The organism is Stenotrophomonas sp. TWI273 (genome assembly GCF_039674765.1).
Taxonomy (GTDB): domain Bacteria; phylum Pseudomonadota; class Gammaproteobacteria; order Xanthomonadales; family Xanthomonadaceae; genus Stenotrophomonas.
Genome location: NZ_JBDJOA010000024.1, coordinates 24,121 through 32,709 on the forward strand (window position 1 = coordinate 24,121; position 8,589 = coordinate 32,709).

At 65.9% G+C, this 8,589-nt stretch carries 6 protein-coding genes; 5 read left to right on the forward strand and 1 reads right to left on the reverse strand.

Going from position 1 to position 8,589, the window contains the following annotated elements; genetic code table 11:
* Positions 1-151: 151 nt before the first annotated feature.
* From dnaE to ABE571_RS17515, 3 genes are all read left to right on the forward strand, one after another.
* The gene (gene dnaE / locus ABE571_RS17505) at positions 152-3,733 is read left to right on the forward strand and encodes a DNA polymerase III subunit alpha (RefSeq protein WP_313217716.1); all 3,582 of its coding nucleotides are present in this window, start codon (positions 152-154) and stop codon (positions 3,731-3,733) included.
* Positions 3,734-3,766: 33 nt separating this feature from the next.
* Positions 3,767-4,639 (forward strand): hypothetical protein, encoded by an 873-nt coding sequence (locus tag ABE571_RS17510; protein WP_313217715.1) that lies wholly within the window; start codon positions 3,767-3,769, stop codon positions 4,637-4,639.
* A gap of 113 nt (positions 4,640-4,752) precedes the next feature.
* A complete protein-coding gene (locus ABE571_RS17515) occupies positions 4,753-5,712 on the forward strand; it encodes an acetyl-CoA carboxylase carboxyltransferase subunit alpha (protein ID WP_282263659.1) in 960 nt (319 codons plus the stop codon).
* Between the two features lie 97 nt (positions 5,713-5,809).
* Here ABE571_RS17515 and ABE571_RS17520 read toward each other — a convergent pair whose 3' ends face one another.
* Positions 5,810-6,265, reverse strand: a complete 456-nt coding sequence (locus tag ABE571_RS17520) for a CopD family protein (RefSeq protein WP_121041460.1) — start codon at positions 6,263-6,265, stop codon at positions 5,810-5,812.
* A 160-nt stretch (positions 6,266-6,425) separates the two neighbouring features.
* Here ABE571_RS17520 and ABE571_RS17525 point away from each other — a divergent pair, with 160 nt between their 5' ends.
* Positions 6,426-7,022, forward strand: coding sequence for a class I SAM-dependent methyltransferase (locus tag ABE571_RS17525; protein ID WP_346494288.1), 597 nt, complete (start codon positions 6,426-6,428; stop codon positions 7,020-7,022).
* A 57-nt stretch (positions 7,023-7,079) separates the two neighbouring features.
* Positions 7,080-8,435: a polyhydroxyalkanoate depolymerase gene (gene phaZ / locus ABE571_RS17530; RefSeq protein WP_313210832.1), complete on the forward strand. Its 1,356-nt coding sequence runs from the start codon at positions 7,080-7,082 to the stop codon at positions 8,433-8,435.
* The last annotated feature ends 154 nt before the right edge of the window (positions 8,436-8,589 follow it).

The following is an 8,589-nucleotide window of genomic DNA, read 5'->3' on the forward strand; positions in this document are numbered from 1 at the left end:
GCCGGGCACCGCCCCGCACGGCTGCAGCGCATGACGGGTGCCACGGGAAACCTGAACCCCAGCGCCAACCCGCGCCCCCGCAACACCCCTGTCAAGCCTTGTTAGCGACCACCGCCACCGCTACCCTGACCGGGCATCACATTGGTTCGGCATGTCCACTTCCCGTTTCGTACATCTCCACGTCCACACCGAATTTTCGCTGGCGGATTCGACCATCCGTGTCCCGGCGAAGCCGGATCAGGCTGACCCGAAGAAAGCCAAGCAGGCCAACCTGCTCAGCCGCGCGGTCGAACTGAAGCTGCCCGCGCTGGCAGTGACGGATCTCAACAACCTGTTCGCGCTGGTAAAGTTCTACAAAGCCGCCGAAACCGTGGGCATCAAGCCCATCGCCGGCGCGGACATCATGATCGCCGAAGAAGGCATGACGCCCTGGCGCATGACCCTGCTCTGCCGCGACCGCGAAGGCTACCTCAGCCTCTCCCGGCTGCTGACCCGCGCCTGGATGGAAGGCCATCGCCCCGAAGGCGGCGTCGCCGTCCACCCGGAGTGGCTCAAAGCCGGCTGCCACAACCTGTTCGCACTGGCCGGCCGCGACAGTCTCGCCGGTCGCCTCGCCGGCGACGGCCGCCACGATCTGGCCGAGCAACAGCTCGCCGACTGGCAGCGCGTGTTCGGTGACGGCCTGCACCTGGAGCTGACCCGCACCGGCCGCGATGGCGAAGAAGCCTTCAACCAGTTCGCCCTGCAGGCCGCCGGCCAGCGCGGCCTGCCGGTGATCGCCAGCAACGATGTGCGCTTCCTGCAGCCGGAAGACTTCAGCGCCCACGAAGCGCGCGTGTGCATTTCATCCGGCCGCGTGCTGGACGATCCCAAGCGCCCGCGCGATTACAGCGACCAGCAGTACCTCAAGTCCGCCGAGGACATGTGCGCGCTGTTCGCCGACATTCCCGACGCGATCGACAACACCCTGGCGCTGGCCGAACGCTGCAATATCGAGATGCGGCTGGGCACCTACTTCCTGCCCAACTATCCGGTCCCCGAAGAGGAAACCCTCGACAGCTGGATCTGCAGCGAATCGCGCAAGGGCCTGGAAGCACGCCTCGAAAAGAACCCGCTGGCACCGGGCAAGACCCGCGCCGATTACTTCGAGCGCCTCGAATTCGAACTGGCGACCATCATCAAGATGGGGTTCCCCGGCTACTTCCTGATCGTGGCCGACTTCATCCAGTGGGGGAAGAACCAGGGCATTCCGATCGGGCCCGGCCGTGGTTCCGGTGCCGGCTCGCTGGTGGCCTGGGCGCTGCAGATCACCGATCTGGATCCGATCCCGTACAACCTGCTGTTCGAGCGGTTCCTCAACCCCGAACGCGTGTCGATGCCCGACTTCGACATCGACTTCTGCATGGACCGCCGCGATGAGGTCATCGACTACGTCGCGCGCAAGTACGGACGCGACCGCGTCAGCCAGATCATCACCTACGGCACCATGGCGGCCAAGGCCGTTGTGCGCGATTCCGGCCGCGTGCTCGGCTTCCCGTACGGTCTGGTCGACGGCGTCTCCAAGCTGATCCCGAACATCCTGGGCATCTCGCTCAAGGATGCGATGGGCGAAGGCAAGGATTCGGAAATGGCCTCGCCGGAGCTGATCCAGCGCTACCAGAACGAAGACGACGTCCGCGACCTGATCGACCTGGCGCGCCAGCTCGAAGACCTCACCCGCAACGCCGGCAAGCATGCCGGTGGCGTGGTGATCGCACCGGAACCGCTGGCCGAATTCTGCCCGCTGTTCGCCGAACATGACGAAGGCGGCCGCGGCCGCAACCCGGTCACCCAGTTCGACAAGAACGACGTCGAAGAAATCGGCCTGGTGAAGTTCGACTTCCTCGGCCTGCGCACGCTGACGATCATCGACTGGGCGGTCAAGGCGATCAACAAGCGCCATGAGCGCGCCGGCATTCCGCCGGTGGACATCACCGCGCTGCCGCTGGATGACGTGGCCACCTACAAGGACATCTTCGCCAACGGCAATACCGGCGCGGTGTTCCAGTTCGAATCCTCGGGCATGCGCCGCCTGCTGAAAGACGCACGCCCTGACCGCTTCGAAGATCTCATCGCGCTGGTGTCGCTGTACCGCCCCGGCCCGATGGACCTGATTCCCTCCTTCAACGCGCGTAAGCACGGGCAGGAAGAAATCATCTATCCCGATCCGCGCACCGAAGCGATCCTGAAAGACACCTACGGCATCATGGTGTACCAGGAGCAGGTGATGCAGATGGCGCAGATCGTCGGCGGATACTCGCTGGGCGGCGCCGATCTGCTGCGCCGTGCGATGGGCAAGAAGGTGCCGGCCGAAATGGCCAAGCACCGCGAGATCTTCCGCGAAGGCGCGGCCAAGGACGGTGTCGTCGAAGCCAAGGCCGACGCGATCTTCGACCTGATGGAGAAGTTCGCCGGCTACGGCTTCAACAAGTCGCACGCCGCTGCCTACGCGCTGGTCAGCTATCAGACCGCCTGGCTCAAGCGTCATTACCCGGCCGAGTTCATGGCCGCCACGCTGTCCTCGGACATGGACAACACCGACAAGGTGGTCGGCTTCCTCGCCGAAGTGCGCAACCTCGGCCTGACCGTGCTGCCGCCGCGCGTGAACGAATCGGCGTACATGTTCGAAGCCTCCAGCGCCGACACCATCGTGTACGGCCTGGGCGCGATCAAGGGCGTCGGCCAGGGCGCGTGCGAAGCGATCGTGGAAGAACGCCAGCGTGGCGGCCGCTATGCGTCGCTGCTGGATTTCTGCATGCGTGCCGAATCGGGCAAGCTCAACCGCCGCACGCTGGAAGCGATGATCAACTGCGGCGCGATGGACGGGCTCGGCAAGAACCGCGCCTCGCTGATGCTGCAGCTGCCCGAGGTCCTCAAGGCCACGGACCAGATGGCGCGCGAAAAGGCCTCCGGCCAGAACTCGCTGTTCGGCGCACCCGATCCGGTCAGCACGGCGATGCAGCTGGAGCTGCCCGAAGCCAAGGAGTGGGCGCTGGGCCAGCTGCTGGAAGGCGAGCGCGAAACGCTGGGCTTCTACCTCAGTGGCCATCCGTTCGATCCCTACGCCGACGACGTCAAGGAACTGGTCGGCACCGACCTGGGCAAGCTCGAAAAGCTGATCCCGCCGGCACGCCCGAGCAAGGACGGAGAGAAGCGTGCCTGGCGCCAGGAAACGCCGGTGATCCTGGCCGGCCTGGTGGTCGGCGTGCGCCGCAAGGGCGAAAGCCAGATCTTCATGCAGCTCGAAGACGGCAAGGGTCGCGTGGAATGCAGCGCCTTCACCGATGGCCTGGCCGAGTTCGGCCACCTGATGACCAAGGACCGCATCCTGGTGGTCAAGGGCGGCCTGCGCGAAGACGAGTTCAACGGCGGCTACGCACTGCGCATCCGCCAGGTCTGGGATTACGAAGACATCTGCGCCAACTACGCCACGCGCCTGTCGCTGCGGGTGGACCTGCGCCAGGACGGCGCGGTGTGGAACCGCATCAACGCCCTGCTCGACCGGCATCGCCCGGGCCGCACACCGCTGCGCCTGGACCTGCTGCTCGGTTCGGAGCAGGGCCCCGTGGCCGGCATGCTCGACGTTGCCGGCGAGATCGCCGTGCGCGTGGACAGCCAACTGGTCGACGCCCTGCGCGCCGATCCCGCGGTCCGCACGGTGAAAGTGCGCTACAGCCCACCGTGGGCGAACTGATCCTTTTTTCTGTTGCAACACAGGTGTTTTGTTTTGATCAAGCGTTTTGCCGTGCTGCTGAGTGCAGCCGTCGCCCTCACCGGCTGTGCCGGCCCCGCCCAGACCTTCGAGATCGACAACCCGGGCGCCACGCCGCTGACCCTGCGCATCGACGGCAACGAACTGCCGATCGCCGCGCACGCCTCGCGCCCGGTCAAGCTCAAGCCCGGTGAGCATCACCTGCAGACCGATCAGCTCGGCGACGTGCGCTTCATCGTCTACGCCAGCGGCAAGGGCGGGTTGATCAACCCGACCCTGGCCGAGTACGTGATCGCCAACGAGATCTACGTCACCAGCGAAGACAAGCTGCAGAACTTCGGCAGCCTGGACAAGCAGATCGAGCTGGGCGGAGTGACCTTCCAAGGGCCGTACCAGAGCACCCACGACCTGTTCATCGACAAGGCGTGGAGCTTCGGCGTCCGCGAGCCGTTCCCGGAGGTGCAGACCGTGGCCCACGTGGACGCCAGCGGCGGCCGGATCAACGCCAAGATCTTCACCGCCCCGGATTTCATCGCCTACGTCGAAGCAGGCATGGGCCAGCCCGGTGCTTACGCACGCCAGCAGCCCCAGGGCTACGTCGCGCCCGCCTACGCGCTGGAAGCCGCCCCGACCGCATTGCCCGCGCTGGACCCGGCCTTCGAGGCCCATGCCGGCCCGCTGCGCGAGCTGTACACCCGCTACCTGCATGCCACCACCGCCGATGCGCAGCTGCAGCTCCAGCAGGAGGCCTTCCAGGCGCAGATGGCGTTCACCGCCGCCACCGCGCGGCTGGGCTCGGGTCTGCCCAAGGAGGCCAACGAGGGCTACAACACCTTCGTGAAGACCCGCAGCACGCTGATGGGCAGCGCGGCGCTGGTCGTCCCCTGAGCTGACTGGCGCGCCTGGCCCCGCTGCGCTACCGTCGGTTTCCAGACGACGGCGTACGGGGCTTTTCGGCGCATTCGGCTACACTTTCCCTCTTTTCTTCACGACGGTTTCCGATGAATCCGAACTACCTCGACTTCGAGCAACCCATCGCTGATCTGGAGGCGAAGATCCAGGAACTGCGCAGCGCCAGCGCCGGACCTGCGGTCAATGTCGAGGCCGAGGTCAATGCCCTGCAGGACAAGCTGCGGGTGCGCACTGCACAGATCTTCCGCAACCTGACCTCCTGGCAGGTGCTGCAGCTGGCCCGGCATCCGTCCCGCCCGTATACCGAGGACTACATCCGCATCATCTGCGATGAGTTCCAGGAACTGGCCGGCGACCGCGCGTTCGCCGACGACAAGGCGATCATCGGCGGCCTGGCCCGCATCGGTGGCCGCTCGGTGATGCTGATCGGCCATCAGAAGGGCCGCGACACCAAGGAAAAGATCAAGCGCAACTTCGGCATGCCCAAGCCGGAGGGCTACCGCAAGGCGCTGCGCCTGATGAAGATGGCCGAACGCTTCGGCCTGCCGGTGTTGACCCTGATCGACACCGCCGGCGCCTGGCCGGGCATCGATGCCGAATCGCGCGGCCAGTCCGAAGCGATCGCACGCAACCTGATGGAAATGGCCGAACTGAAGGTGCCGGTGGTCTGCACGGTGATCGGTGAAGGCGGTTCGGGTGGCGCACTGGCACTGGGTGTGGGCGACCGCACCGTGATGCTGGAGTACAGCGTGTACTCGACCATCAGCCCGGAAGGCTGCGCCTCGATCCTGTGGAAGGACCCGGCCAAGGCCAAGGACGCCGCCGAACAGCTCGGCCTGACCGCCCCGCGCCTGAAGAGCCTGGGCCTGGTGGACAAGGTCCTGCGCGAGCCCACCGGTGGCGCCCACCGCAACCCGAACCAGATGGCCAAGCGCCTCAAGGCCGTGCTGCTCAACGAGCTGGACGTGCTGGAGAAGCTGCCGGTCGATGAGCTGCTGCAGAAGCGCTACGAGCGCCTGCGCAGCTACGGGACCTACGAAGTGGCCTGATCAGGCTGCGGCGCAGACGAAAAAGCCGGACGCGCAGGCGTCCGGCTTTTTTTCTGGACGGTGGGTGGTGCCGGCGGCCAGAATCGTCGTGGATCGCTCAGAACGGCTTGGCGATCACCAGCCACACCACGCCGATGAACAGCACCAGCGGCAATTCGTTGAACCAGCGCAGCGCACGCGAGGACGGCAGCAGCTTGCCTTTCACCGCGCCTTTCAGCAGCCGCCCGGTCCACGAGTAATAGACCAGCAGCAGCACCACCAGGCCGAGCTTGGCATGCAGCCAGCCCGCCGCACCGGGCGCGACCATGGTGGGGAAATCCGGAATCACGCGGTAGCCCAGCCACAGCACCACGCCCAGGATCAGCGCGAGGCCGAACATCATGTGGCCGAACTTGTACAGGCGCAGGCCCATCAGCTGCAGCCGCTCGGTCACCGGCAGCTGGCCGGCCGTCTCGCTGAGGTTGACCAGGATCCGGGGCAGATAGAACACCGCCGCCATCCACGCCACCACGAACAACAGGTGGAAGGTCTTGACCCAGTAGTAGGACTGCATGTGCTTGCTCCGGCGGCTGGCATGGGTTGGCCGCCATTCTCGCATGCCCGGCACGGCCACCCGATGGGTGGCGGGCGCGACCCATCGCCACACCTCCCCTACGCATCCACGCGCGCCACACCGTACGATAAGCGCCGCTTTCACCCACGTGCACATCCCCATGGACAAAACCTACGACGCCGCCTACTTCCAGCGCTGGTACCAGCCTGACCAGACCGGTGGCGCCGCGCGCCTGGCGCGCAAGGTGGCGCTCGCCGTGGCCAGCGCCGAGTACTACCTGGAACGCCCGATCCGCAGCGTGCTCGATATCGGCTGTGGCGAAGGCGCCTGGCGTGCCCCGCTGCTCAAACTGCGCCCCCGCGTGCAGTACCTGGGCTTTGACAGCAGTGATTACGCCGTGCACCGCTACGGCCTCAGCCGCAACCTGCACCCGGCCAAGGTCGGCGATTTCGCCTGGCTGCGCCCGTGCGCACCGGTGGATCTGCTGATCTGCTCGGACGTGATGCATTACGTGCCCAGCCGCGAGCTGCGCCCGGCACTGGAAGGCTTTGCCGAACTGACCGCCGGCGTGGCGTTCCTGGAAGCGTTCACCGGCGAGGATGACTTCGATGGCGACCACGAAGGCTTCCAGCCGCGCCCGGCGCGCTGGTACCGCAGCCAGCTCAAGCGGGTTGGCTTCACCGCCCTGGGCTCGCACTGCTGGCTGTCACCCGCACTGGCCGGACACGCGGCTGCACTGGAACGCGGCACGCCTTGAGTCTCGATAACAATTGAGACAGGACCCGCATTAACGCGCCCGCGCGACGGGTGCGCTATGCTGCGCGGCAACATAAGACCATACATATTGGACGTCATGCTATATCAGCTGCATGAGTTGACCCGCAACCTGCTCGCCCCGTGGGTGCACCAGGCCCAGGCCAACGCGAAGTTCTTCGCCAATCAAGGTCATTGGTGGTCGCAGATGCCCGGCGCGGATCGCCTGGCCGCTGTGAACGAGCTGTTCCACCGCATTGGCAAGGATTACGAGAAGCCCGAATGGGGCATCAACGAAATCGACGTCGAGGGCGAGCGCGTGCCGATCGTCGTCCACGAAGAGATCAGCAAGCCGTTCTGCAAACTGCTGCGCTTCAAGCGCCACAGCAATGAAGCCGACCAGCTGCACACCATGCTCAACCAGCCGTTCGTGCTGGTGGTGGCGCCGTTGTCCGGCCACCACGCCACGCTGCTGCGCGATACCGTGCGCACCCTGCTGCGCGATCACCGCGTGTACGTGACCGACTGGGTCGATGCGCGCATGGTGCCGGGCAGCGAAGGCGAGTTCGGGCTGGAGGATTACATCGCCTATGTGCAGGAATTCATCCGCCACCTCGGTGCGGAAAAGCTGCATGTGATCAGCGTCTGCCAGCCGACCGTGCCGGTACTGGCCGCCGTCTCGCTGATGGCCAGCCGTGGCGAAACCACGCCGCGGTCGCTGGTGATGATGGGCGGCCCGATCGATGCGCGCTGCAGCCCGACCGCGGTCAACAACCTGGCCACGCAGAACCCGATGTCGTGGTTCGAGAACAACGTCATCCACACCGTGCCGGCCACCTTCCCGGGCGCGGGCCGCCGCGTGTACCCGGGCTTCCTGCAGCACGCCGGGTTCCTGTCGATGAACCCGAGCCGCCACTTCAGTTCGCACTGGGATTTCTATGCCGACCTGGTCAAGGGCGACATGGAAGATGCCGACGCGCACCGTCGTTTCTACGACGAGTACAACGCGGTGCTCGACATGCCGGCCAAGTACTACCTGGACACGATCCGCGTGGTCTTCCAGGAATTCCTGCTGCCGCGCGGCGAGTGGTACGTGCAGGGTGAACGCGTGGATCCCAGCGCGATCACCGGCACCGCACTGCTGAGCATCGAAGGCGAGCTGGACGATATCGCCGGCCTCGGCCAGACCGAAGCGGCGCAGGACCTGTGCACCGGCATTCCGGCCGCGCATCGCGAGCATTTCATCGTCGAAGGCGCTGGCCACTACGGCATTTTCAGCGGCCGCCGCTGGCGCGAAACGGTCTACCCCAAGGTGCGCGATTTCTTCGCGGCCCATGCGCAGACCGTGGCCAGCAAGCCGAAAAAGGCCGCGAAGATCGCGAGCAACGTGACGCCGTTGCGCCGTAAAGCGGGCTGACGCCAACGCGATATGCGGTAGTGCCGGCCGCTGGCCGGCTCCACGCAACGCAGAACGAAACCAGGTAGTGCCGGCCGCTGGCCGGCTCCACGCAACGCAGAACGAAACCAGGTAGTGCCGGCCGCTGGCCGGCTGCGCTTTCATCCAGCAGCTT

What these genes read in the sequence shown, in the direction of transcription:
- ABE571_RS17520 (WP_121041460.1), bottom strand. Translation starts at nt 6,265, where the DNA reads ATGCAGTCCTACTACTGGGTCAAGACCTTCCACCTGTTGTTCGTGGTG.
- phaZ (WP_313210832.1), top strand. Translation starts at nt 7,080, where the DNA reads ATGCTGCGCGGCAACATAAGACCATACATATTGGACGTCATGCTATAT.
- ABE571_RS17515 (WP_282263659.1), top strand. Translation starts at nt 4,753, where the DNA reads ATGAATCCGAACTACCTCGACTTCGAGCAACCCATCGCTGATCTGGAG.
- ABE571_RS17525 (WP_346494288.1), top strand. Translation starts at nt 6,426, where the DNA reads ATGGACAAAACCTACGACGCCGCCTACTTCCAGCGCTGGTACCAGCCT.
- dnaE (WP_313217716.1), top strand. Translation starts at nt 152, where the DNA reads ATGTCCACTTCCCGTTTCGTACATCTCCACGTCCACACCGAATTTTCG.